Annotated in this window: 21 protein-coding genes and 2 pseudogenes; 12 read left to right on the top strand and 11 right to left on the bottom strand. The window is 70.4% G+C overall.

Annotation, left to right across the window (positions count from 1 at the left end; all coding sequences use genetic code 11):
• Positions 1 to 7: 7 nt before the first annotated feature.
• Positions 8 to 1,045 (bottom strand): LacI family DNA-binding transcriptional regulator, encoded by a 1,038-nt coding sequence (locus ACFT32_RS12590; protein ID WP_382488410.1) that lies wholly within the window; start codon positions 1,043 to 1,045, stop codon positions 8 to 10.
• 203 nt (positions 1,046 to 1,248) lie between these two features.
• Here ACFT32_RS12590 and ACFT32_RS12585 point away from each other — a divergent pair, with 203 nt between their 5' ends.
• The 7 genes and pseudogenes from ACFT32_RS12585 (at position 1,249) to ACFT32_RS12555 (ending at position 7,746) form a co-directional block, all read left to right on the top strand.
• On the top strand, positions 1,249 to 2,280 hold the full coding sequence (locus tag ACFT32_RS12585; RefSeq protein WP_382488409.1) for a sugar ABC transporter substrate-binding protein: 1,032 nt from the start codon (positions 1,249 to 1,251) through the stop codon (positions 2,278 to 2,280).
• 48 nt (positions 2,281 to 2,328) lie between these two features.
• The gene (locus ACFT32_RS12580; protein WP_382488408.1) at positions 2,329 to 3,186 is read left to right on the top strand and encodes a sugar phosphate isomerase/epimerase family protein; all 858 of its coding nucleotides are present in this window, start codon (positions 2,329 to 2,331) and stop codon (positions 3,184 to 3,186) included.
• A 159-nt stretch (positions 3,187 to 3,345) separates the two neighbouring features.
• A pseudogene (locus ACFT32_RS12575) lies at positions 3,346 to 3,633 on the top strand (PfkB family carbohydrate kinase); the annotation flags it as partial.
• Positions 3,628 to 4,001 (top strand): annotated as a pseudogene (locus tag ACFT32_RS12570) (aldehyde dehydrogenase family protein); the annotation flags it as partial. The pseudogenes ACFT32_RS12575 and ACFT32_RS12570, both read left to right, overlap by 6 nt.
• Positions 4,002 to 4,039: 38 nt before the next feature.
• Entirely contained in the window at positions 4,040 to 5,482 is a 1,443-nt protein-coding gene (locus tag ACFT32_RS12565) for a sugar porter family MFS transporter (RefSeq protein WP_382488407.1), read from the top strand.
• Between the two features lie 42 nt (positions 5,483 to 5,524).
• Positions 5,525 to 6,721, top strand: coding sequence for a Gfo/Idh/MocA family protein (locus ACFT32_RS12560; protein ID WP_382488406.1), 1,197 nt, complete (start codon positions 5,525 to 5,527; stop codon positions 6,719 to 6,721).
• Positions 6,722 to 6,747: 26 nt separating this feature from the next.
• Complete coding sequence (locus ACFT32_RS12555) at positions 6,748 to 7,746, top strand: sugar phosphate isomerase/epimerase family protein (protein ID WP_382488405.1); 999 nt, start codon at positions 6,748 to 6,750, stop codon at positions 7,744 to 7,746.
• Positions 7,747 to 7,810: 64 nt separating this feature from the next.
• Here the strand turns inward: ACFT32_RS12555 and ACFT32_RS12550 are convergent, their stop codons facing one another.
• The 7 genes from ACFT32_RS12550 to ACFT32_RS12520 are packed head-to-tail and all read right to left on the bottom strand — an operon-like array spanning position 7,811 to position 14,290.
• Positions 7,811 to 8,938: an LLM class flavin-dependent oxidoreductase gene (locus tag ACFT32_RS12550; RefSeq protein ID WP_382488404.1), complete on the bottom strand. Its 1,128-nt coding sequence runs from the start codon at positions 8,936 to 8,938 to the stop codon at positions 7,811 to 7,813.
• A 53-nt stretch (positions 8,939 to 8,991) separates the two neighbouring features.
• Positions 8,992 to 9,975: an ABC transporter substrate-binding protein gene (locus ACFT32_RS12545; RefSeq protein WP_382488403.1), complete on the bottom strand. Its 984-nt coding sequence runs from the start codon at positions 9,973 to 9,975 to the stop codon at positions 8,992 to 8,994.
• 34 nt (positions 9,976 to 10,009) lie between these two features.
• Positions 10,010 to 10,774, bottom strand: a complete 765-nt coding sequence (locus tag ACFT32_RS12540; RefSeq protein WP_382488402.1) for an amino acid ABC transporter ATP-binding protein — start codon at positions 10,772 to 10,774, stop codon at positions 10,010 to 10,012.
• Complete coding sequence (locus ACFT32_RS12535; protein ID WP_382488401.1) at positions 10,771 to 11,703, bottom strand: amino acid ABC transporter permease; 933 nt, start codon at positions 11,701 to 11,703, stop codon at positions 10,771 to 10,773. Before ACFT32_RS12535 ends, ACFT32_RS12540 begins: the two co-directional genes overlap by 4 nt.
• Positions 11,704 to 11,706: 3 nt before the next feature.
• A complete protein-coding gene (locus ACFT32_RS12530; protein ID WP_382488400.1) occupies positions 11,707 to 12,663 on the bottom strand; it encodes an ABC transporter substrate-binding protein in 957 nt (318 codons plus the stop codon).
• On the bottom strand, positions 12,660 to 13,157 hold the full coding sequence (locus tag ACFT32_RS12525) for a GNAT family N-acetyltransferase (protein WP_382488399.1): 498 nt from the start codon (positions 13,155 to 13,157) through the stop codon (positions 12,660 to 12,662). Before ACFT32_RS12525 ends, ACFT32_RS12530 begins: the two co-directional genes overlap by 4 nt.
• Positions 13,154 to 14,290, bottom strand: a complete 1,137-nt coding sequence (locus tag ACFT32_RS12520) for an LLM class flavin-dependent oxidoreductase (RefSeq protein WP_382488398.1) — start codon at positions 14,288 to 14,290, stop codon at positions 13,154 to 13,156. The genes ACFT32_RS12525 and ACFT32_RS12520 overlap by 4 nt, the downstream gene beginning before the upstream one ends.
• A 541-nt stretch (positions 14,291 to 14,831) precedes the next feature.
• On the opposite strand from ACFT32_RS12520, the gene ACFT32_RS12515 reads away from it, so the two are divergent.
• The gene (locus ACFT32_RS12515) at positions 14,832 to 15,836 is read left to right on the top strand and encodes an amino acid ABC transporter permease (protein WP_382488397.1); all 1,005 of its coding nucleotides are present in this window, start codon (positions 14,832 to 14,834) and stop codon (positions 15,834 to 15,836) included.
• A gap of 82 nt (positions 15,837 to 15,918) precedes the next feature.
• Positions 15,919 to 17,148, top strand: coding sequence for an acyl-CoA dehydrogenase family protein (locus ACFT32_RS12510; protein ID WP_382488396.1), 1,230 nt, complete (start codon positions 15,919 to 15,921; stop codon positions 17,146 to 17,148).
• 9 nt (positions 17,149 to 17,157) lie between these two features.
• Here the strand turns inward: ACFT32_RS12510 and ACFT32_RS12505 are convergent, their stop codons facing one another.
• The gene (locus ACFT32_RS12505) at positions 17,158 to 17,889 is read right to left on the bottom strand and encodes a MerR family transcriptional regulator (RefSeq protein ID WP_382488395.1); all 732 of its coding nucleotides are present in this window, start codon (positions 17,887 to 17,889) and stop codon (positions 17,158 to 17,160) included.
• Positions 17,890 to 18,077: 188 nt separating this feature from the next.
• On the opposite strand from ACFT32_RS12505, the gene ACFT32_RS12500 reads away from it, so the two are divergent.
• Both ACFT32_RS12500 and ACFT32_RS12495 read left to right on the top strand, forming a co-directional pair.
• On the top strand, positions 18,078 to 20,324 hold the full coding sequence (locus ACFT32_RS12500) for a DPP IV N-terminal domain-containing protein (protein ID WP_382488394.1): 2,247 nt from the start codon (positions 18,078 to 18,080) through the stop codon (positions 20,322 to 20,324).
• Positions 20,325 to 20,361: 37 nt separating this feature from the next.
• On the top strand, positions 20,362 to 21,039 hold the full coding sequence (locus tag ACFT32_RS12495) for a GPP34 family phosphoprotein (RefSeq protein ID WP_382488393.1): 678 nt from the start codon (positions 20,362 to 20,364) through the stop codon (positions 21,037 to 21,039).
• Between the two features lie 46 nt (positions 21,040 to 21,085).
• Here ACFT32_RS12495 and ACFT32_RS12490 read toward each other — a convergent pair whose 3' ends face one another.
• Entirely contained in the window at positions 21,086 to 21,931 is an 846-nt protein-coding gene (locus tag ACFT32_RS12490; RefSeq protein ID WP_382488392.1) for an SDR family oxidoreductase, read from the bottom strand.
• 127 nt (positions 21,932 to 22,058) lie between these two features.
• Here ACFT32_RS12490 and ACFT32_RS12485 point away from each other — a divergent pair, with 127 nt between their 5' ends.
• A complete protein-coding gene (locus tag ACFT32_RS12485) occupies positions 22,059 to 22,451 on the top strand; it encodes a winged helix-turn-helix transcriptional regulator (RefSeq protein WP_382488391.1) in 393 nt (130 codons plus the stop codon).
• A gap of 11 nt (positions 22,452 to 22,462) precedes the next feature.
• Here ACFT32_RS12485 and ACFT32_RS12480 read toward each other — a convergent pair whose 3' ends face one another.
• Positions 22,463 to 23,122 carry a TetR/AcrR family transcriptional regulator gene (locus tag ACFT32_RS12480; protein WP_382488390.1) on the bottom strand — a complete coding sequence of 220 codons (660 nt, stop codon included), beginning with the start codon at positions 23,120 to 23,122 and terminating at the stop codon, positions 22,463 to 22,465.
• Between the last annotated feature and the right edge of the window lie 75 nt (positions 23,123 to 23,197).

The raw sequence follows: 23,197 nt of genomic DNA, 5'->3' as shown, positions 1-23,197 counted from the left end.
ACGACGGTCAGCGCGGCTCTGTCGTGGTCCCGCGCGTGACCAGGGAGGGGGCGAGGACGATCTCGCGAGGCTCGGTACGACCCCCGTCGAGGCGTTCGACGGCGGCCGTGACGGCCTGCCTGGCCTGCTCCTCGGCGTTCTGGCTGACCGTGGTCAGGTCGAAGGCGTCCAGCCGGGACAGAGTGTCGTCGTCGTAACCCGCGACGGAGACCGTGCCGGGGACGTCGACGCCGGCACGCCGGAAGGCGGTGAGGAGACCGATGGCGCTCTGGTCGTTGTACGCCACGACGGCGGTCGGCAGATCGTCGCCGCCGACCAGATGCCGGCCGGCCTTCTCGCCGGCCTTCTCCGTGCTGTCCCCCTGGAGGACCCTGATGTGCTCGTCGAGTCCGTGCCGGCGCATGGCGCTGCGGTAGCCGCGGCGCCGGTCGGTGGCGATGACGCCCTTGCCACCGTCCACATGGACGATGGAACGGTGGCCGAGCCCCACCAGGTGGTCGACGATCTGGCCCACGCCGTCGTCGTCCGCACTGCGTACGACATCGAGGTCGGCGTCGGCGATCCGGCGGCCGACGGAGATGACGGGCGCCTTGCGGTCGAGGTCGGCGAGGGCGGACGCGGGGGCCACCGGTCCGAGGAGGATCAGCGCCTCACAGCGGAAGGCGAGGAGCGTCTCGACGGCCGCGTGCTCGTCACGGGTCCGGGTCAGCGTGCTCAGGACGAGGTCGTAGCCGATCTCCTCGGCGGCCGTGTGCAGGTGCTCGACCAGCTCGGCGTGGAAGGGGCTGTGGATGTCGACCATGACGCCGAGCAGCCGGCTCCGCCTGCTGGCGAGGGCGCTGGCGGTGCGGTCGGGGCGGTAGCCCAGGTCGGCGGCGGCCTTCAGGACGCGCTGCCGGGTGCGCTCACTGGGCCCGGGCACATTGCGCAGCACCAGCGACACGGACGCGGTGGACAGACCGACCCGCGCGGCGACGTCCTCCAGCCGGGGGCGCGGAGCCGCGCCGTTGCCGCCCGCGGGAGCGGTGGAGTCGAGCTCGTCCACATGACCTCCCGTCGATTGGCGGCAACACTCTTGACATTCGAGCGTGACGCCACAGATAGTACCAGCACTTAAAGCGCTTTAAGCGAGCAGGTTCGACTGCCTGAGCCGCCCCGTCCGGTCGATGAGCCGTCAGAACGAGGCCCGTCTCCGCTCCCCGCCCGTGGGAGGCAGCGACCCCCTGTCGTCCAGTGAGGTGCACGATCATGAACCGCACAACCGCTCCAGACACCCGCCCCCGCAGAACGGGCTGGACCGCGGCCACCGTCGCCGTCGCGGCCACCGCCCTGCTCGCCGCCGGCTGCTCCAGCGGCTCCGGCGGCAAGAAGGCCGAGGAGGGCGGGGCCAACGCCGCGGCCGGCAAGGCCGACACGCCCCGGATGACCATCGCGATGGTCACCCACGCGCCCTCGGGCGACACGTTCTGGGACATCATCCGCAAGGGCGCCGAGGCCGCCGCGGCCAAGGACAACGTCAAGCTGATCTACTCCAACGACGAGAGTGCGGGCGGCCAGGCGAACCTGGTCCAGAACGCGATCGACCAGAAGGTCGACGGCATCGCCGTCACCCTGGCCAAGCCGGACGCCATGAAGTCGGCCGTCGCCAAGGCCCGCGCCGCCGGCATCCCCGTCGTGGGCTTCAACTCCGGCATGGACGAGTGGAAGGACCAGGGCCTGCTGGAGTTCTTCGGCCAGGACGAGTCCGTCGCGGGCCAGGCGTTCGGCGAGAAGCTCAACGCGACCGGGGCGAAGAAGGCCGTCTGCGTCGTCCAGGTCCAGGGCCACGTCGGACTGGAGGCTCGCTGCGCCGGGGTGAAGAAGACCTTCAAGGGCCAGGTCTCGAACGTCTACGTCAACGGCAACGACATGCCGTCCGTGAAGTCCACGATCACCGCCAAGCTCAAGCAGGACTCCGCCGTCGACCAGGTGGTCACGCTCGGCGCGCCGTTCGCGCTGACGGCCGTGCAGTCGGTGGCGGACTCCGCCAGCAAGGCCGAGGTCGCCACGTTCGACCTCAACAAGGACCTGGTCGGCTCCATCAAGAAGGGCGACATCGAGTTCGCCGTCGACCAGCAGCCCTACCTCCAGGGCTATCTCGCCGTCGACTCCCTGTGGCTCTACAGGAACAACGGCAACTACATGGGCGGCGGCGAGGCACCCGTCCTCACCGGCCCGGCCTTCGTCGACAAGAGCAACGTCGACAGCGTCGCCGGATTCGCCGCCAAGGGCACGCGCTGACCGCCCGCACCGTCACACCGCACCTGTCCCCCCTACCCGGAGACGCTTGTGAAGATCGCCCTCGACCCCTACATGATCCGCCACGTCCCGCTGCTCGAACTTCCCGCCGTGGTGGCCGAGTTGGGCTACGAGTGGATCGAACTGTCGCCCCGCGAGGATTTCATCCCCTTCTTCCGGCACCCCCGTGTCGACGACGGCACGGTCGCCAGGTTCCGCAAGGCCCTGGACTCCGCCGGCGTCGGCATCTCCTCCCTCCTGCCCCTGTTCCGCTGGTCGGGACCGGACGAGGACGCCCGGCAGGCCGCCGTTCGCTACTGGACGCGCTCCATCCAGATCGCCGCCGATCTCGGGGTCACCAGCATGATCTCCGAGTTCAACGGCCGCCCCGAGGACCCGGACCGCAGCGAGGCCCAGTTCTGGAAGTCGATGGACGACCTGCTGCCGCTGTTCGAACGGGAGGGCATCACCCTCACGCTGGAGCCGCACCCCGACGACTTCATCGAGAACGGCTACGACGCGATCAACCTCATCCGGGGCGTCAACCACACCAACGTGTCGTTCCTCTACTGCGCGCCGCACACGTTCCACATCGGCGACGACGCCCCCGGCATCATCGAGTACGCCGGTGACCTGCTGACCCATGTACATCTCGCGGACGCCTTCGACCACACGGCGTCCTCCGGCAACCGCTACATCCTCAACCCGCCGGGCACTCCCGCCCGCATCCACCAGCACCTGGACATCGGGGAGGGTGAGGTCGACTTCGGCGAGCTCTTCGGCGCACTGCACGCGAACGGCTTCGACGGCACGCTGACGGCGTGTGTCTTCGCCTGGGAGGAACGGGCCAAGGAGTCCTCCCTGTTCATGCGCAAGAAGATCGACGAGTACCTGACCGACCGGTCCTGACGAGCCGCGGCCACCCCGGCCCGCACCTCACCCGGGGTGGCCGCTTTCTTTCTGCCACAACCTATTGACATGACATTTGGGCGGGCGGCATCGTTTTGCCATGAGCGCTTTTAAAGCGCTTTAAGCGCCCCTCTTCGGAGCGAAGGGAAATTCAGCGTGATGCCGTTCGATGTGCTGACCATGGGCCGCGTCGGAGTGGATGTGTATCCGCTTCAGACGGGCGTGGGGCTCGCGGAGGTCACCTCGTTCGGCAAGTACGTGGGCGGCAGCCCGACGAATGTGGCGGTGGCCGCGGCCCGTCACGGCCGTTCGGCGGCCGTGATCACGAAGACCGGGCGGGATCCGTTCGGTGACTTCGTGCGGACGGCGCTGCAGGGGTACGGGGTCGACAGCCGCTTCGTGGGGGTGTCGGAGACAGCGCCGACGCCGGTGACGTTCTGCGAGATGGACGCCTACCAGGAGGAACTCTTCGGCCGGTCCTGGCCGTCGTCCGTGCCGAGTCGCTCGACCAGGCGATCGGCCTCATCGACGCCGGCCCCTACGGCAACGGCACCGCCCTGTTCACCGCCTCCGGCGAAGCGGCCCGCCGAATCCAGCGCGATGTGCACGTCGGCATGATCGGCGTCAACGTCCCCGTGCCCGTGCCGATGTCCTGCTACTCGTTCGGCGGCTGGAAGGACTCCCTCATCGGCGACTCCCCCATCCACGGCCCCGAAGGCATCCGCTTCTACACGCGGCCCAAGGTCGTCACCACCCGCTGGCCCCGGGCCGCACAACAGACCGCCGCCAGGTTCGACTTCCCGACCTCCAGCTGATCCCCCCCACACGACACACCAACCGGTAGGAGGTGGCCATGGACGTCACGGACGACACGCCCCAGGCCCCCGCACCAAGCACCAGCGCCACCCACCGCACCTCGCCGGAGGTCTACCGACGGCTGCGCTTCATCACCGTCATCGCCACGTTCGGCGGGCTTCTCTTCGGCTACGACACCGGCGTCATCTCCGGCGCGCTGCCCTTCATGGCTCTCTCGCCGGAGGAGGGCGGGCTCGGGCTGACACCGCTGACCGAGGGGATCGTCGCGTCGTCCCTCGTGCTCGGCGCGGCGTTCGGGGCCCTGTTCGGGGGCCGGCTGTGTGACCGTTACGGCCGCAAGCGGACGATTCTCGGGCTCGCGGTGCTGTTCTTCGTCGGCGCGCTGGGCACGGCGCTCGCACCCGACCTCGTGGTGATGGTGCTGTTCCGGATGCTGCTCGGGCTCGCCGTGGGTGGCGCGTCCGCGACGGTTCCGGTGTTCATCGCCGAACTGGCCCCGGCCGAGCGCCGCGGCCGGCTCGTCACGCAGAACGAGCTGATGATCGTGACCGGTCAGCTGCTGGCCTACACCTCGAACGCGGTCATGGCCGAGACCGTGGGCGAGGGCGGTGTGTGGCGCTGGATGCTCGCGATCGCCACGGTCCCGGCCGTGCTGCTGTGGTTCGGAATGCTGTTCGTGCCCGAGTCGCCCCGGTGGCTGGCCTCGCGCGGCCGGTTCGACGACGCCGCCCGCACCCTGGGCCGCATCCGGGACGCGCAGGTGGTCGACGCGGAGTTCGACGAGATCAAGCGCCGGGTCACCGCCGACGCCCGTGAGCCGCGGGCGGGCCGGCGGGATCTGGGCACACCGTGGGTGCGGCGCATCGTGATCTTCGGTTTCGGCCTTGCCGCGCTGACGCAGCTCACCGGCGTCAACTCGATCATGTACTTCGCGCCGACGATCCTGCTGGACACGGGACTCGGCACGCAGGCCGCCCTCACCGCGACCATCGCGAACGGCGTCGTGGCGGTCCTCGCCGTGTCGACCGGCATGTGGCTGCTGGGCCGCTACGGCCGGCGCCCGATGCTGCTGACCGGGCAGATCGGTGTCACCGTCTCGCTGCTGCTGATCGCCTTCTGCTTCCTGGTCCTGCCCGAGTCGACCGCCCGCAGCTACCTCGTGCTGGCGTCCATGCTGACCTTCCTGCTGTTCATGCAGGGCTGCATCGCGACGGTGTTCTGGCTGATGCTCGCGGAGATCTTCCCGCTGCGGTTGCGCGGCTTCGCGATGGGCACGGCCGTCTTCGGCACCTGGATGGCCAACTTCGTGGTCACGCTGGCGTTCCCGCCGTTGATCGACGCGATCGGCGGCGCCACGTTCCTGATCTTCGCCGCGATCAACGCCGTCACGCTGGCCTACTACGTGCGCACCGTTCCCGAGACCCGGGGCCGCTCGATGGAGGCCATCGAGTCCCACTTCCGCCGTCAGTACGCCACCTGATCACGCCTCTTTCTCCTTCCCAGACCTTCGAAAGGCACCGCCATGACCACGTCCAGCAAGCCCCTCTCCGTCGCGGTGATCGGGGCCGGCATGGCCGGCCGCAGCCATGCCGCCGGGTACCGCAACGTCAACACGGTCTACGGCGCCGGTCTGCCGCCCATCCGTCTGGCCGCGATCGCCGACGCCAACACCGCGCTCGGCGAGGACGCCGCCCGCCGCTACGGCTACGACAAGGCCCTCCCGAGCTGGGAGGCCGTCGCCGAGGACCCGACGATCGACGCCGTCAGCATCGTCGTCGGCAACGACCTGCACCGGCCCATCGCGGAGGCGCTGGTGGCCGCCGGCAAGCATGTGCTGTGCGAGAAGCCGCTGGCCGGGTCGCTTCAAGACGCCCGTGCGATGGCCGAGTTGGAGCGTGGGGCCGAGGTCGTGACCGCGGTCGGTTACACCTTCCGCCGCTCCCCCGGCATCGCCGCGATCCGCGACCACGTCCTGCGCGGTGAGCTGGGCGACCTGACGCTGTTCAGCGGCCGCTACTGGTGCGACTACGCCACCGATGCCAAGGGGCCGCTGAGCTGGCGGTTCAAGGGCGGGCCGGGTTCCGGTGCGCTCGGTGACGTCGGTTCGCACGTCATCGACGCGGCCGAGTACGTGGCCGGGCCCATCGTCTCGGTCTCCGGTGCCACGCTGTCGACGCAGATCCCCAAGCGGCCCCTGCCGCTGGGCGCGGTCGTCGGGCACAACGCGGCGCCCGTCTCCGACGAGCTCGGCGAGGTCGAGAACGAGGACACCGCGTCCTTCACCGCCCGCTTCGAGTCGGGCCTCGTCGGCACCTTCTCGGTGTCGCGCACCGCGTTCGGGCTGCCCAACGGGCTCGCCTTCGACGTGCTGGGCGTGGGCGGCCGGGCCGCGTTCGACCAGCACCGGCCCGCCGAGTACCTCTTCGACGACGCCCAGCCCGACGCCCGTACGCGGGGCGCGCGGCACATCATCGCCGGCCCCAACCTGCCGTACTTCGCGGGCGGTGTCCCGATGGAGGCGCCGGGCGTGGGCGCCAGCAACGCCGACAACTTCACCTACCAGGCCCGGGCCTTCCTCGACCAGGTCGCGGGGGTCGCCGAGCCGCTGCCGGCCTGCGCCACGTTCGCCGACGCGCTGCGGACCATGGAGATCATCCGGGCCGTGGTCGAGTCCTCCCGCCTCGGCGGCACCGCCGTCGACGTTCCGCCCGCCGCCTGACCACCCGTATCGAAGGAGCACGAACCATGGCCCTGAAGCTCGGCGCGTACACCGCCTGTTTGCACGACCGGACCCTCACCGAGGCCCTCGACATCCTGAAGGAGAACGGGCTGACCTCGGTCGAGGTCAACACCGGCGGCTTCATTCCCGCCCCGCACTGCCCGGTGGACCTGCTGCTGTCCTCGGCCACCGCGCGCGAGGAGTACCTGGCGACGTTCGCCGACCGCGGGATGGAACTGACCGGGCTCAACTGCAACGGCAATCCGCTCAACCCGCTGCCGGGCGTCGGCCCGAAGCACGCCGACGACCTGCGCCGCACCATCCGGCTCGCCGGTCTGCTCGGTGTGAAGCACGTCGTCACCATGTCCGGCACCCCGGGCTCCGACCCCGACGCCAAGTACCCCTCCTGGGTCGTCAACCCGTGGGACGGCGTCTACATGGACGTCCTGGACTACCAGTGGGGCGTGGCGGTCGAGTTCTGGAAGGAGATCGACGCGCTGGCCCGGGAGCACGACGTCCGGGTCGCCATCGAGATGCACCCGCACAACGTGGTGTTCTCCCCGGTCACCCTCAAGCGCCTCGTCGACGAGGGCGGCCTGACGAACGTCGGCGCCGAGATGGACCCCTCGCACCTGATGTGGCAGGGCATGGACGTCGTCGCCTGCGTCAAGTGGCTGGGCCCGCTGGTGTTCCACGCCGCGGCGAAGGACGCCACGCTCTGCCCGGGTGCCGACATCCGCGGTGTGCTGGACACGTCGTTCGCCCGCGTGCCGACCGACGCGCCCGGCAAGGTGCCCACCGGTTACGGCTTCTGGTGCAACTCCTGGCCGGAGAACCCGGCGTGGAAGTTCGTCGCCGTCGGCGAGGGACACGATGTGGCCTACTGGACGGAGTTCCTGCGCGCCCTCGCCGAGGTCGACCCGGACATGGCGGTGAACATCGAGCACGAGGACGCGGCCTACTCGCAGACCGAGGGCCTGGCCCTGGCCGCGAAGAGCCTGCACGGCGCGGCGGCCGCGCTGTGACACGGGTTCGCGCCCGGCCCTCGTCCTGCGGAAACGCAGGAACGGGGGCCGGGTCGCGACCGGCTCACCGCCGTTGCCATTCCTCCGCGAGAAGGCGGTAGGAACGCACGCGGTCGGTGTGGTCGTGCGTGATGGTGGTGATGATCAGCTCGTCGGCGCCGGTGGCCTCCTGGAGTTGTTCGAGCTGGTCGGCGACGCGCCCCGGCGAGCCGACGAACTGGGTGTCGACGCGGTCGGCGACCAGGGCCCGGTCCTGCTCCGACCAGGCGTGGGCGCGGGCCTGTTCGGGGGTCGGGAAGGGGATCGCGCCCTCGGCGGTGCGGATGCTGCGCACCCACGGGCCGTAGCCGGCGGCCAGTTCACGGGCCGTCTCGTCGTCCTCGGCCACGACGACATCGGCGGAGACGCTGACGAAGGGCTTGTCGAGATGGTCGGACGGCTGGAACGCGGCCCGGTATCCCTCGGCCGCCTCCAGCACGGTGGCCGGACTGACGTGGTAGTTGGCCGCGAAACGCAGGCCGTTGCGGCCCGCGACGTCGGCGCTCTCGCCGCCGCTGCTGCCGAGGATCCACACCTGCACGTCGGCGCCCTCACCGGGGACGGCGTGTGCTGCGAGCCCTTCCGGTGAGCGGTAGTCGCCGCGCAGCAGCGCGAGGATGTCGTCGACCTGTTCGCCGTAGTCCTGGTGGCCGGCGCCCGGCTGCTGCAACAACCCCTGCTGGAGCTTGAGGCGCGGTGAGCCGCGCAGGTGCTCGAAGGAGAACCGGGGCGGGATCTTCAGGCCGCCCGGGGTGCGCCCGTCGACGACCGGGGTCGTGGTCGGGCGGGGTTCTGCCGTCTGTCCGGGAGGTCGGCCGCCGGAGCGGCCTAGGCCCAGGTCGAGTCGCCCCGGGTGCAGGGCGTCGATCAGGCCGAACTCCTCGACGGTGGACAGGGCGGTGCGGTGCCCGAGTTGCACGGCCCCGGAGCCGATCCTGATCGTGGAGGTAGCGGAGGCGGTCAGGGCCAGTACGACGGCGGGTGAGGTCCCGGCCACGCCCGGGTTGAGGTGATGCTCGGCGAACCAGTAGCGGCTGTAGCCGAACTGCTCGGTCCGCCGGGCCAGATCGATGGTGTTCTTCAGCGCCTCGGCGGCGGTGGAGCCGGACGGGATCGGGACGAGGTCGAGGACCCCGAGAGGGATGCCGGACATGGTCGGGTGCTCCTCAGCGGTCTGGTGGTCGCGGACGGTCTCGGACGAGACGGCTAGCTGCCGTCCTTCGGCAGGCCGGGCGGGTTGATCTCCGACCTGGTCACGGCCTCGTCGGACAGGCCCCAGCGCTTCAGCACCTTCGCGTAGGTGCCGTTGTCGATGATGTGGTTGATCGCGTCGGCGAGCGGCTTGGCCAGTCCGCTGTTCTTCTTGGTGGTGGCCGCGATGAGGCCCTGGAGGCCCGCGCCGGCCCCGGAGTACGTGCCGACGACCTCCGTCCTCCCGCTGGTGGCCGCGTGGTAGGCGGCGGTCGGGTTGGGGCCGAGGTAGAGGTCGATCCGGCCGGACTGGAGAGCGAGGTAGGTGTCGCTCTCGTTCTGGTAGTACTTGATGTCCACCGGCTCGCGGCCGGCCTTCTTGTTCTGTGCCGACCACTCGACCAGCAGCTTCTCCTGGTTGGTGCCGCTGCTGACGGCGACGGTCTTGCCCGCCACGTCCTTCGGACCGGTGATCTTCAGGCCGCTGCCCTTCTTCGCCGCGAACCCCAGGTTGTCCTCGCGGTAGGTGGCGAAGTCGTACTTCTCCTTGCGTTCCTCGGTGACGGTGATGTTGCTGAGGCCCGCGTCGTACTTGGCGCTGTCGAGGCCGACGAAGATGTTCTCCCACGACACGGTGTTGATGTGGGGCTCGAGGCCGAGCACGTTCGCGACCAGGTGGGCGAGGTCGGGTTCGACGCCGATGACGGTCTTGTTGTCGGTGGCGTAGAAGGTCAGCGGTGCGGCGGAGCCGGACGAGGAGACGAGTTCCAGTGTGCCTCTCTTGCGGATCTTCTCCGGGACTTCCGCGGCTATGGAGTCGACCTTTCCGGTCGTGACGCGCTTCTGGTCGGGACTGATGTTGATCTTCGTCTTGCTGCCGGGCTTGGCCGCGACCTCGGTGGTGCCGCCGTCGGTGGGGTTGGCGCAGCCGGCGAGAACGAGGGCGGTGGCGAGTCCGAGCGTTGCGGCGGTGGTGCGGCGGGCGGCGAGGGTGGCCACGGTGGTGCTCCTTGCGTGCGGAACGGGCGGGTGGTCAGAGGACCTTGGAGAGGAAGGCGCGGGTGCGCTCGTGCTGCGGGGCGTCGAGGACGGCAGAAGGCGGGCCCTGCTCCACGACGACACCGCCGTCCATGAAGACCACCGTGTCGGCGACCTCGCGGGCGAAGCCGATCTCGTGGGTCACGACGATCATGGTGGTGCCGGTGCGGCCGAGGTCCTTGATGACGTCGAGGACCTCGCCGACCAGTTCGGGGTCGAGCGCCGAGGTGGGTTCGTCGAAGAGCAGCACCTTGGGTTCGAGGGCGAGTGCGCGGGCGATGGCGACGCGCTGCTGCTGTCCGCCGGAAAGCTGCCGTGGATAGGCATCGGTCTTGTCGGCGAGGCCGACCCGCTCCAGGAGCCGGCGGGCGGTCTCCTCCGCCTCCTTGCGCGGGCGGCGGAGTGCGGAGACGGGCGCCTCGACGAGGTTCTCCAGCACGGTCAGGTGCGGGAAGAGGTTGAAGTTCTGGAAGACGAACCCGATGTTGGTCCGCTGTTTCAGAACCTCCTTCTCCTTCAGCTCGTGCAGCTTGTTGCCGGAGCGGCGGTAGCCGATGAGCTCGCCGTCGATGCTGACCCAGCCGCGGTTGACCTTCTCCAGGTGGTTGATGGTGCGCAGCAGCGTGGACTTCCCGGAGCCGGACGGGCCGAGGATCACGGTGACCTCGCCGGCGCGGACCTCCAGGTCGACACCGCGCAGCACCTCCAGGGGGCCGAAGCTCTTGTGGACGCCGTGGACGTCGACCATGACGGCGGTCATGAGCTCTCCTTGGTCACGAAGCGCCGGGCGCGCTGGAACGGGGTGGGCGGCGGGGTGCGGTCGGCGCCCCGGGCGTAGCGGCGCTCGATGTAGTACTGGGCGACCGACAGCAGGGAGGTCAGGACGACGTACCAGGCGGTGGCGACGAGCAGCAGCGGGATCACCCGGCCGTTGCGGCCGTAGATCACCTGCACCTGGTAGAAGAGCTCGCCGATGGACATCACGTAGACCACCGAGGTGCCTTTGAGCAGGCCGATGATCTCGTTGCCGGCGGTGGGCAGGATGGCGCGCATGGCCTGCGGCAGGACGATCCGGCGGATCTGCCGCAGCCGGGGGATGCCCAGCGCGGCGGCTGCTTCGAGCTGTCCGTGGTCGACGGCGAGGACACCGCCGCGGACGATCTCGGCCGCGTAGGCCGCCTGATGCAGGGTCAGCCCGATGACGGCGGCGCCGATCGTGCCGATGAGGGTGTTGCTGTCGACGGACCAGAACACCGGGCCGAAGGGGATGCCGAGGCCCAGCTCCTTGTACAGGGCGCTGAGGTTGAACCAGAACACCAGCTGCACGATCATCGGGATCGACCGGAAGATCCAGATGTACGTCCAGGCGACGGTCGAGAGCAGCGGGCTGCGCGACAGCCGCATGAAGGCGATCACGGTGCCGAGGAGGAAGCCGAGGACGGTGGCGTAGGCGGTGAGCTGGAGGGTCACCCACACCGCCTGGACGATCGTCTCCGAGAAGACGTAGTCGCGGAAGACGTTCCACTCCCAGACGGGGTTCGTGGCAAGACCGTGGACGAACTGGGCGATCAGCACGATCACGGCGGCGCCGGCGGCCCAGCGGGCGTAGTGGCGGGTGGGGACGACCTTCAGTTCGGCCGGGTCTTCGACCAGCCTGGGGGCCGGTTCTGTGATGGTGTCGCTGCTCATGGGTCACCTGTGCTCGGGCGGGTTGATCTGCGACGCGTCGATCGCGGAGGCGGAGGTGCCCCACTTCTCGAGGATCCGGGCGTAGGTGCCGTCCTTGATCAGTGCGTCGACGGCGGCCTGGAAGGCCTTGGTGAGCGGGGAGTTCTTGGCGAAGGCGAAGCCGACGTCGAGGCGGTGGTACTCGCCGAGGAAGGTGGTCCGCGCCGCGGGCTGGGCCGCCTGGTAGCGCAGGCCGTTGATGGTCGACATGATCACGTCGATGCGGCCCTGCTGGAGCGCGGTGAGCGTGGCGCCGTTCTCCGAGTAGACCTTCACCTCGTACGGCTTCTTGCCGGCCTTCGCGCAGATGTCCTTCTGCGCGGTGAGGGTCGTCTCGAAGGTGGTGCCGGCGCCCGTGCCGATGGTCAGCCCGCACAGCTGCTTCAGGTCGGTGACCTTCTTCTTGAGTGTGGTGTTGCCCTTCTTCACGGCGAAGCCCTGGCCGTCGTTGATGTAGGTGACGAAGTCGACGGTCTTCAGGCGCTGGGTGGTGACACCGAAGTTGCCGGTGCCGACGTCGTACTTGCCGCTGCCGAGGGCGGGCAGGATCGTCTCGAAGGAGGCGTCCTGCCGTACCGGTTTCACGCCGAGGACCTTGGCCACCGCGTCGGCGATGTCGATGTCCTGGCCCGCGGGGGCCTTGCCGGGGCCGTTCGGGTAGTAGGCCCCGGGCGGGAACCCGACGGAGCTGCCGATGCGCAGGGTGCCCGCCTTGCGGACGTCGGCGGGCAGCAGGGCGGCGACGGAGTCCACCTTGCGTACGGCGGCGACCGGGTCGTCGGTCGGTGCGGGGGAAGCCTGTGCGCCCGCCGGACTGGTGCCGGGGGTGCCACCGGAGCCGCAGGCGGTGAGCGCCAGGACGGGCAGCAGGGCGAGCGCGGCGGTGCCGCGCAAACGGGTTCTGATCGTGCGGGTGTTCACGGCTTGAGAGCCTCTCCGAGGTGTTTCTCGAACGGCAGCGGGCCGACGGTCTCCGGGTCGGCCTCGGTGTCGAACAGCGGTGTGTAGCCGGTGGCCAGGTAGAGGCCGCGGGCCTCGGGCTGGCGAGGGCCCGTGGTGAGGTAGATCCGGCGGTAGCCGCGGACGGCCGCCTGCTGCTCCAGTTCGGCGACGACGCGCCGGGCCAGACCGCGCCGCCGGTGGGCGGAGTGGCTCCAGATCCGCTTCAGCTCGGCCGTGGTCGTGTCGTACCGGCGGAAGGCGCCGCCCGCGACGGGCTCGCCGCGTTCCAGGAGCAGAATGAGCAGGCCGCCGTGCGGCTCGGTGAACTCCTCGTCGGGATAGCGGGCCATCTCGGCGTGGGCGTCCCCGCCGTAGCGTCTGGAGTACTCGTGGCCGAGTTCGCGCAGGAGCGGCTCGACGCGGGGGTCGGAGGCGGGGACGTGGATGAACGTCAGTTCCGGTGCGGAGGTCATCCGTTCACCGCCGTGAGGGTCTGTGTGCCGCGGGCCGCACGTTCGGCGTCGCGCTTGGCGACCTCCTCGCGGACGATGGGGATCACGTGCCGTCCGAAGTCGATGGCGTCGCCCAGCAGGTCGTAGCCGCGGGCGGAGAGGATGTCGACGCCGAGGTCGTAGTAGTCCAGGAGGGCCTGGGCGACCGTCTCCGGGGTGCCGACCAGGGCGTTGGAATTGCCCGCGCCGCCGGTCGCGGCGGCCGTCGGGGTCCACAGGGCACGGTCGTAGCGCTCCCCCGCCTCGGCGATGGCGATCAGGCGCTGCGAGCCGGTGTTCTGCGGTTGCGCCAGGCCGTTGTGGCGCTTGGTGATCGCCTCGCCCCGCTCCTTGCGGGCCTTGATCGCGCCGACCGTGCGGTGGGCCTTCTCCCAGGCCAGTTCCTCGGTCGGGGCGATGATCGGGCGGAAGGCCACCTGGATGCGCGGCACATCGGTGCGGCCCGCCGCCTTCGCCGCCGCCTTCACCGTCTCGATCTGCTCGGCGGTCTTCGCCAGCGGCTCGCCCCAGAGGCAGTAGACGTCGGCCTCGGCACCACCGGCGGCGTACGCGGCGGGTGACGAGCCGCCGAAGGACACGTTCGGGCGCGGCTGCCGGACCGGGAAGACGTCGCTGACGAAGTCGTGGAAGCGGTAGTGCTCGCCCTCGTGGTCGAAGGGCTCGTGCGTGGTCCAGATCTTCTTGACGATCCGGATGTACTCGCGGGTGCGGGCGTAGCGCTCGTCCTTGGTGAGGGTGTCGCCCTCGCGGCCCTGCTCGTGGTCGTTGCCGCCCGTGATGAAGTGCACGGTCAGCCGGCCCTCGCTGATCTGGTCGAGGGTGGCGAAGGTCTTCGCGGCGAACGTCGGGTACGAGACGTTGGGCCGGTGCGCGAGGAGGATCTGGAGCCGGTCAAGCCTGCTCGCGATGTAGGCGGCGGCCGGCGCCGGGTCGGGCGATCCGGAGCCGTAGGCGAACAGCACCCGGTCCCAGTCGTGGTCCTCGTGCGCACGGGCGAGCCGGAGCGTGTACTCCTTGTCGAAGGCTGCGCCGGAGCGCGGGGTGGTTTCGGAACCGTCGTGGGTGGCGGCGATGCCGAGGAACTCCACGGGCATGGGTATGGCCTTTCCTCAAGTCCTCTGATGCCGCGCCGAGTTCGGGCCGAGGCACGGCGGGGCAGCCCTCGGCGCGGTCGGGTGTGACGGCGCCTCAGGGCGTGGGGAACCAGGTGGTGAACAGATGTGATGACGCCGGGGTACGAGCCCCGGGCGGGGTGGGGCGACGGCAGCGCGTGTCAGAAGAGAGACTCGGCCCGCGACGGGGACACCGAGGGAGGGAAGGGCCGGTCAGACGGCCCGCTGCCGTGTCAGGCGCAACACGCCGCGGACCACACTCGACCGAAGTCGATGTGGACCCGGCTGACCAGGCGCTGCTCGGCATTCATGCGACTACTTGAGCAGGACACATTGCTTTTCGTCAACCACGGCTCGGATGCCGGACGGGAGTTGAACGGTTCCTGTGTGTGGTTGACACCTGTGTGTGCCGGACCCATACGATCGGGCGCACCGCGTTGAGGGACGCGGCGAGCGTGATGACGCCGAAGCCGGACTCCGGTCCCGTACCCATGCCGCGCCTCCCTCCCTGGAGATCCCTCCGATGGTCTCGCTGCCCGATCTCACCGATTCCGCACCTGCCGCGTCCGCAGGGCCTCCAACGGCGCCCTCCGGCCGGATTCCGGGCCGGGGGCCCGACGACGATCTCCCAAGGATCGTGCCGCGCCGGCGCGTGGGCCGCCTGCTGTCCGCGGCCGTCGCGCTGCTGCTCTTCGCGATGGTGGTCAACTCCGTCGTCCGCAACCGCGCCTTCCAGTGGGACGTGGTCGGCCTGTACTTCACCAGTGGCGCCGTGCTCGACGGGCTGCTCCTCACCCTGTGGCTGACCGGCGTGGTGATGGTGCTGGGCTTTCTGCTCGGCATTCCGCTGGCCGTGATGCGGCTGTCCGACAACCCCGTGCTGGCCACGCTGAGCTGGGGCTTCGTATGGGTCTTCCGGTCCACCCCGCTGCTGGTGCAGCTGCTGTTCTGGTTCAACATCGGCGCCCTCTACCCGACGCTCGGACTCGGTGTCCCGTTCGGCCCGCAGTTCGTCACCGTCCAGACGGTGAACCTGCTCGGCCCTGCCCTCACCGCCGTCATCGGCCTGACGCTGCACGAGGCCGCCTACGCCGCGGAGGTGGTGCGCGGCGGCATCCTCTCGGTGGACACCGGCCAGACGGAGGCGGCCCAGGCCCTGGGCATCGGCAGGGCGCGCACCCTGCGCCGGATCGTGGTGCCGCAGGCGATGCGCTCCATCGTGCCGACCGCGGGCAACATGCTGATCGGCACCCTGAAGGGCACGAGCATCGTCAGCGTGCTGGCCGTGCACGACCTGCTGTACTCGGCGCAACTGGTCTACAACCAGACCTACCAGGTCATCCCGCTGCTGATGGTCGCCACGCTCTGGTACATCGCCGTCACCACCGTGCTCAGCGTGGGGCAGTTCTATGTCGAGCGGCACTACGCGCGCGGCGCGGCGCGGGCCCTGCCGCCCACACCCGTGCAGAGGCTGAGGGCCCGGCTGGCCGGATATCGCCGCTCCCCACGTTCCCTACATTCCCTATAGAATTACTAGGAAAGTATTGACGGCGCCTCGGGCCGCTGCGCAGGATGATGCATGCCCCACACAAGTTGAGGAGACCTCCGCCATGGGCCCAGCCCCTGCGTCGACCGGCCCGGGCTCGGAGTCCGAGCCGACCGGGCCCGGACGTACGCACTGGCTGCACGTGGCCCGTGAGACGGCGGACGACCTGGCCACGGACGCGGTGGCCAGGGACCAGGCCGGCAAGCCTCCTTTCGACGAGGTGTCCCGGCTGCGCGAGTCGGGCCTGCTGACGCTCCTGATACCGGCCGGGCTCGGGGGCGGCGGCGCGGACTGGCCGACGGCGTACGCCGTGGTCCGGGAGATCGCGGCGGCCGACGGTGCGATCGGCCAACTGCTCGGCTGTCACTACTTCATGTCGTGGAGCGCCCGGTTCTTCACCGACCCCGCTCTCGCCGCCCGGCTGGAGCGGCGCTCCGCGGCGGAGCAGTGGTGCTGGGGCGGTGGTCTGGCGCGGCAGGAACCGGCTCTGTCACTCGCCAGGAACGCGCAGGGGTATGTGCTGAACGGCCGCCAGAGCTACGCCGCCGGCGTCCTGGTCGCCGACCGCCTCGCCGTGCGGGCCGTACGGGCCGACACCGGCGAGCCGCTCGTCGTCGTGGTGGATCCCGCCCTTCAGGGCGTGGTGATCGACGGTGACGCCGACCCCTTCGGGCAGCGGCTCGCGGCGGGCGGAAGCGCGGAGTTCGACGCCGTACCGGTCTCCGCCGACGATGTGCTGGGCTCGCTGGCCGCCGACGAGGAAGTCCTGTCGCCTCTCACTGCTCTGGTGTCCCCGGTCGGGCGTCTCCTTTCGGTGCAGCTCCGGCTCGGCATGGCCGAGGGCGTGCTCGCCGAAGCCCGTGAGTACAGCAGGACCGGCCACTCCCACTGGCACCCGGACTGGCCGGTCGGCTCGCCGCAGGACCCCCAGGTGCTGACCGCGTACGGGGAACTCACCGTGCTCACCCGCTCCGCGTCCGCGCTCGCCGACCAGGCGCGGGATGCCCTGCACGACGGGCTGGCACGCGGCGAGGACCTGGGCTACGAGGAGTACGCGGAGATCTCCGTCCTCGTGGCCATGGCCGAAGCCGCCGCGTCCAAGGCCGTGCAGGAGTCCACCGCCCGCGCCCTCGACATCATCGGTGTCCGCTCCGCGTCCGCGCGGCTGGGCTTCGACCGCTTCTGGCGCAATGCCCGGACCCACACCCTGTACGAGCCTGTCGCCCACCGGCTCCGTGACGTCGGGGACTACTTCCTCAACGGCGCGCACCCTCCTTTCGTCCTCCCTGTCTGATTACGGCTGTCAGGCCTCGGCGTCCGTGCCGAGCAGTGCGTTGACGCGTCGCAGGACGTCGAGCTGTGCGGGGTTGTACAGGTCTCTCAGGGCCTTCCCGATCGTCTTCTTGGCGAAGGCCTCGCCGTGCGGGGCGTCGGTGGCGGGGGCGCGCAGGTCCGGGTGCTCGTCGAACGCCTCTCGGGCGTAGGGCACCAGGCGCTCGGCGATGTCCTGGCGGGTCCGCTCGTCGGCGTCGGCGGGCAGTGCCTCGAACTCCTTGCTCACGGGGCCGTCGGTCTGGTTCCCCATCATGTCCGACCAGGCCTGCCGAGCGGCCGGGCCGAGGACCCGCGTCATCACCATGAACAGGGACCGGTCGGACTCGGACATCCCTGCCCGGGCGGCCGGGGCGAACTCGGGCGGCAGGTCGGTCGGCAGTGACCGGCGCAGGATCAGGCCCAGTTCGACACGGACGCGCTGGAGGCGTTCGATGGTGGCCGCGAGTTCGGCGTCGAGGGTGCGCAGGGCTTCTTCCGGGTGGTTGTCGACGTCGCCCATCGCGGCGATCCGGGACAGCGAGAACCCGAGGTCGGTGAGGCGCTTGATGCGCAGCAGCCGGACCAGGTGCGCGACGCCGTACTGCTTGTAGCCGTTGGCGCGCCGCTCGGGTTCCGCCAGCAGTCCGACCTCGTGGTAGTGGCGGACCGCCCGCAGACTGGTGCCGGCGAGTTCGGCGATCTCTCGGGTGCTCCAGGCCATGGGTGCAGTCCACACCGTGCCGTCGCGGCATGGTCAAGAGCCGTGCCGAAGCGGTTCATGATCCGCGTCACAAAGGGCTTGAGTGTGCCGTGGCGGCACAGTGTCCCGTGGGTGGTGGCAGCGCTCGATCGACGGATCCACGGCACGGCCGTGGTCGAACTCCGCCGTCCCGGAAAGGACCCCGCGACATGACCCGGCTCACCGACGCCGACTACGCCCGCGCCGAGCAGATGCTGGGCCCGCACCGGGCGCGGCACGTCCCCGGAATGACCGTCACTCCGCAGTGGCTGAACGGCGGCACGCGCTTCTGGTACCGCGTCGGTTCCCGCTACCTCGTGGCCGACCCGGCAGCGGGAACCCGCCGCGACGCGTTCGACCACGCCCGGCTCGCCGCCGCGCTGTCGGTGGCCTCCGGGCACGCGGTCGAGGCGGCGGACCTGCCGTTCACGACGATCGAGTTCCCGGACCGCGACGGCACCTCCGACGCCGTCCGGTTCTTCGCGTTCGGATCGCGCTGGGAGTGGTCGGATCACTCCGGGACCTGCGCCCGCGTCGACGAGGAGCAGTCGCCCGGACCGCTCGAGATCCCCTCCCCTGACGGGACGTGGATCGCGTTCCGCCGGGACGGGAACGTGTGGGTCCGTGCCCGCGACGGGGGCGAGGAGTTCGCGCTCACCGACGACGCGGAGCCCCACCACGACTACGGGAGCCTGCCCGACCCCATGAGCGGCCGCATGCTGATGCGGTCGTTCGGGCTGGGGGCGCCCTTCCAGGCAGAGTGGTCGCCGGACTCCACCCGCCTCTTGGTGCACCGCCTCGACCAACGCGGCCTGCCCGAGCAGGTCCTCGTCGAGTCGTCGCCGCCGGACGGCGGGCGGCCCGTCGAGCACCGCTACCGGTACCCGATGCCCGGCGACGAGGCGCAGGCGACCATGTCCTGGACGGTCCTGCACCTCGCCGGACGCGAGGTCGTGCGCCAGCGGGACGATCCGGCCACGATCGTGCACCCGAGTGCCGTGGTGTACGCGTGGTGGTCGGGCGAGAAGGGAGACACGGTCCACTTCCTGTACCGGTCCCGGGACGCCCGCACCCTGGAGCTGTGCCGGCTCGACCCCGGCACCGGTGAGACGACCACGCTGATCGGCGAGACCGGCACGACCCGGGTCGACCCGACCCCGCAGCTCGGCGAGGAGCCGATGGCGCACGTCCTGGACTCCGGCGAGATCCTCTGGTGGTCCCAGCGCGACGGCTGGGGCCACCTGTACCTGTACTCGGCGGACGACCGGACGCCCACGCGGGTGACGTCCGGACAGTGGCTCGTCCGGAAGGTCCTGTGGGTCGACCAGGACAGCCGGCAGGTCTGGTTCCTCGCATCGGGACTCGTCGACGAGGACCCCTACGTCCGGCAGGTCTGCCGGGTCGGTCTCGACGGCACCGGGTTCACCCGGCTCAGCGACGACGACCACGACCATGACGCCGTCAGCCCGCCGGAGGGCGGTTACCTGGTCGACCGCGTCTCCACGCCCGCCGTCCCGCCCCGGACGCGAGTGGTCGGCGGGGACGGGCAGATCCTCGTCGAGCTGGAGGCCCCGGACACCGCCGGGCTCGAGGCCCTCGGCTGGACCCCGCCCGAACGGTTCCGCGCCACCGCCGCCGACGGCAGGACCCCTGTCTACGGGCTGTTGTGGCGCCCGCACGGCTTCGACCCCGAACGCCGCTACCCCGTGATCGACCACATCTACCCCGGGCCCCAGGTGCACCGGGCCGGTCCGTCGTTCAACCCTCCCCTCCAGGGCGGTCCCGAGTCGCTCGCCGCGCTGGGATTCGCCGTCGTCGCCGTCGACGGGCGTGGCACCGCCGGGCGCGGCAAGGCCTTCCACGACCAGTCCTACGGCGACCTCGGCTATGCCGGCGCCCTGGCGGACCACGTCGGGGTGATCCGCGAGCTCGGGCTGCGGTATCCCTGGCTGGACACCGGCCGGGTCGGCATCACCGGGCACTCCGCGGGCGGGTTCGCCACCGCCCGCGCGCTGCTCGCCCACCCCGGCTTCTACAAGGTCGGCGTCGCGGTGGCCGGCAACCACGACAACCGCGTCAATCTGACGATGTGGGCCGAGCACTACCACGGCGAAGGTGACCTCGAGGAGCTCTCGAACCCGGCCCTGGCGGCCGGCCTGCGGGGCAAGCTGCTGCTGATCCACGGCGAACTCGACGACAACGCGCTCCCCCACCAGACGCTGCGTCTGGTCGATGCCCTGATCGAGGCCGACGGCGACTTCGACATGCTCATCGTGCCCGGCGCCGAGCATGCGCTGCTCAACCGTGGGCACTATGTCGTGCGCCGGACCTGGGACTACTTCGTACGCCATCTGCACGGCACCGAGCCGCCGGCCTACCGCCTGGCACCCCTGCCGTTGCCCGCCGAGCTGATCTGAGCCGGCCGAACCGAGTTGAGTTGAGTTGAGGGAATCCATGCAGGACAACACACTGATCGTCGAGGACGTGCTGCTGCTCATGCTCGACGACGAGTACGGCATCCCGGCCGGAGCCGGGACGCTGCACCACACCCTGGGTGGTGCGGTACTGGTCGAGCTCGCGCTCCTCGGCAGGATCGAGCCCGAGGACAGTCGCGCCTGGTTCACGGGCACGAAGGTCCTCGCCACAGGGAGCGGCAGCCTTCCCGACCCACTGCTCCGGTCCGCCTACGACACGATCGCGGCCCGTCCCCGGCAGGTCCAGTCGCTGCTGGTCACGATCGGTTCCGGCCTCTGGAAGCCGTTGACCGATCGCCTCGTGAAACGCGGGCTGCTCCGTCGCGAACGCAAGCGGCTCCTCGGGCTGTTCCCCACGACGAGCCTGCCTGCCGCGGACACCGGACACGAGGCCGAACTGCGCGAGCGGATGCGTGCCGTGCTGGAGCACGGCGAGGAGCCCGATGCCCGTCTCGCCGCGATCATCGCCCTCATCTCGGCCGGCGGCACCCTGCCGAGCCTGGATCCCGTCCCGAAGTGGTCGAGTGCGGTCGCGACCCGCGCGAAGGAGATCGAGCAGGGCAACTGGGGGGCCGCCGCGGTGAACAGCGCGGTGATTCAGACCGCCGCGTCCTTCTCCACCGCCAGCGCCGCCGCGGTCGTCACGACCCTCTCCTGAGAGGGTCTCTCGGTCCGCGACGGCGCCGGAGAGCGATCCCCCGGCTCTACCGGAAAGCCGCGACGTGCTGTCGGGCCCACGCCTCGAAGGCGCGGGGTGCGCGGCCGAGGATCCGTTCGATGTCGGGGCTGATCCGCTGCTCGGCGGGGGTGGGCTCGCCGAGGATGGCCAGCGTCGTCTCGATCACGGACTCGGGCATGAACCGGAGCATCTGGGCCCGGGCTTCCGCACGGGTCTGCTCGACGAAGCGGACCGGTTCGCCGAGCGCGTTTGCGATCGACTCGGCTCGTTGCCTCGGCGTGCTGAGCGCGGGCCCGGTCAACTCGTATGTCTGACCGGCGTGCCCGCTCTCGCGCAGCGTCACGGCGGCCAGTTCGGCGATGTCGCCCGGATCGACCGTGGGCAGGCCGACGTCGGCGAACGGCGCGGCGACGGTCCTTCGGGTGCGGACCGACTCGGCCCAGGCGAACATGTTGGAGTGGAATCCGCCGGGGCGCAGGACGGTCCAGTCCAGGCCCGACTGCCGCACGGCGTCCTCGATGGCGCGTGCCGTTCCGCCGTGCGAGGCCGACTCCGGCCGCGTGGCGACTCCTTGCGACGACAGCAGCACGACCCGCTCGACTCCCCCGGCCTTGGCGACGTCAAGGATGTGCCCTGGATCCAGCAGATGGGCGCTGGGTCCGCCGTTCTGCAGGAACAGCGCGTCGGCGCCGTCGAGAAGCGGGCGAAGGCTCTCGGCGTCGGTCAGGTCCGCCCTGCGATGCGGAAGGCCCTCCGGCACGTCCGCGCCGGTGATGTTCCGGGACGTCGCGGTCACCCGCTCACCGGCAGCCACGAGCGTCCGTACGAGCGAACCGCCTACGTTGCCGGTCGCCCCCGTCACTACGATCATGAATAACTCCCCTTGTTTGCACTGTGGTTGACGCCGCCCGACGGCAAGTCCGGGCGGGACAGGGGGACGCTAACACCGGAAGTAAAGTAGGTACCTACAGGAAAGTGACTGCCCAAGGGGGAAGCGCATGGCCGACGACGCCGCACCGACCGCGTCCGAGACGACCGAACCGGTGCTCGCCTGCCCGATCTCGCCCGTCGTCGACATCGTTTTCAGCCGGTGGACCACACCTGTCCTGTGGACCCTGCACGCACACGGCCGGCAGCGCTTCGTGGAACTGCAACGGCGCATCGCCCGCATCACCCCGAAGGTGCTCACCCAGCGGCTGCGCCAACTGGAGCGCGATGGCCTGGTCGTACGCACGTACCACCCGGAGGTCCCCCCTCGCGTCGAGTACGAGATCAGCGAACTCGGCCGCAGCCTCGCCCCGCTCTTCGCGCATCTCTCCGAGTGGGCGGCCGGCAATCTGGACAAGGTCGACCGGGCCCGCCGCGAGTACGACGGCGACCCGGCTCGCTAGGACCCGGCGCCCTACCGCCCCGAGAGCCCCCGGGTGACCAACCCGAGTGCGTCGGCGAGGTGGTCGCGATGTAGTTCCAGCGCTTCCGGGGTGATGCCCCGGCCGGCTGTCTCGCGGGCGAAATCGTCGGCCGCGACCTTGAGCACGGCGCTCATCACGCCGGCCTGCACACGGACGTCGAACGTGTCGGGCCGCATGCCCATGCGTTCGGCGAGCACCTCGGTGAACGTCTCCTCCGCGCGCTCCCGGAGCACCAGATAGGCGGCGCGCAGCGCCGGTTCGCCGTGGGTCATCCGGACCACCGCGAGAACCGCCTCGACATCCGCGCCGGACGACGAGTCGATGACGGGCTGGTAGGCCGTACGCAGGTGCTCGATCAGGCCGAGTTCGGGCGGCCAGGCGTGCAGCACCGTCCGGAAGGCGTCGATCATCTGCGTGAGCAGCGGCTCGACGCAGCTCTCCTTGGTGGGAAAGCAGCGCCACAGCGTGCGTTCGGAGACCCCGGCGGCTTTCGCGATCTGCTCGCCGGACGTGGCGGCCACGCCCTGCTCGGCGAACAGCCGGACGGCGTGGCGGGAGATGTCCAGGCGTTGCCGCCCGCGCTGCTCGTCGCTCACCGGCGGCCGCCCCCGGCGGGGCACACGCCCGCTGTCCGCCACGAAGTCCTCCATCAGGCGATCTAAACATGTCCCGCGCCATGGGAGGACTGACCGAAACTTTAATGACAGTTACTGCCAACAAACTGC

The sequence above is a fragment of the Streptomyces sp. NPDC057002 genome, assembly GCF_042673825.1.
In the GTDB taxonomy this organism is placed as follows: Bacteria; Actinomycetota; Actinomycetes; order Streptomycetales; family Streptomycetaceae; genus Streptomyces.
This window is presented reverse-complemented; position numbering and strand designations above follow the sequence as displayed.

Bases quoted from the DNA above. Each gene is read 5' to 3' on its own strand.
- ACFT32_RS12585 (WP_382488409.1), top strand. From the start codon at position 1,249: ATGAACCGCACAACCGCTCCAGACACCCGCCCCCGCAGAACGGGCTGG.
- ACFT32_RS12565 (WP_382488407.1), top strand. From the start codon at position 4,040: ATGGACGTCACGGACGACACGCCCCAGGCCCCCGCACCAAGCACCAGC.
- ACFT32_RS12560 (WP_382488406.1), top strand. From the start codon at position 5,525: ATGACCACGTCCAGCAAGCCCCTCTCCGTCGCGGTGATCGGGGCCGGC.
- ACFT32_RS12555 (WP_382488405.1), top strand. From the start codon at position 6,748: ATGGCCCTGAAGCTCGGCGCGTACACCGCCTGTTTGCACGACCGGACC.
- ACFT32_RS12550 (WP_382488404.1), bottom strand. From the start codon at position 8,938: ATGTCCGGCATCCCTCTCGGGGTCCTCGACCTCGTCCCGATCCCGTCC.
- ACFT32_RS12540 (WP_382488402.1), bottom strand. From the start codon at position 10,774: ATGACCGCCGTCATGGTCGACGTCCACGGCGTCCACAAGAGCTTCGGC.
- ACFT32_RS12535 (WP_382488401.1), bottom strand. From the start codon at position 11,703: ATGAGCAGCGACACCATCACAGAACCGGCCCCCAGGCTGGTCGAAGAC.
- ACFT32_RS12525 (WP_382488399.1), bottom strand. From the start codon at position 13,157: ATGACCTCCGCACCGGAACTGACGTTCATCCACGTCCCCGCCTCCGAC.
- ACFT32_RS12520 (WP_382488398.1), bottom strand. From the start codon at position 14,290: ATGCCCGTGGAGTTCCTCGGCATCGCCGCCACCCACGACGGTTCCGAA.
- ACFT32_RS12515 (WP_382488397.1), top strand. From the start codon at position 14,832: ATGGTCTCGCTGCCCGATCTCACCGATTCCGCACCTGCCGCGTCCGCA.
- ACFT32_RS12510 (WP_382488396.1), top strand. From the start codon at position 15,919: ATGGGCCCAGCCCCTGCGTCGACCGGCCCGGGCTCGGAGTCCGAGCCG.
- ACFT32_RS12505 (WP_382488395.1), bottom strand. From the start codon at position 17,889: ATGGCCTGGAGCACCCGAGAGATCGCCGAACTCGCCGGCACCAGTCTG.
- ACFT32_RS12500 (WP_382488394.1), top strand. From the start codon at position 18,078: ATGACCCGGCTCACCGACGCCGACTACGCCCGCGCCGAGCAGATGCTG.
- ACFT32_RS12495 (WP_382488393.1), top strand. From the start codon at position 20,362: ATGCAGGACAACACACTGATCGTCGAGGACGTGCTGCTGCTCATGCTC.
- ACFT32_RS12490 (WP_382488392.1), bottom strand. From the start codon at position 21,931: ATGATCGTAGTGACGGGGGCGACCGGCAACGTAGGCGGTTCGCTCGTA.
- ACFT32_RS12485 (WP_382488391.1), top strand. From the start codon at position 22,059: ATGGCCGACGACGCCGCACCGACCGCGTCCGAGACGACCGAACCGGTG.
- ACFT32_RS12480 (WP_382488390.1), bottom strand. From the start codon at position 23,122: ATGGAGGACTTCGTGGCGGACAGCGGGCGTGTGCCCCGCCGGGGGCGG.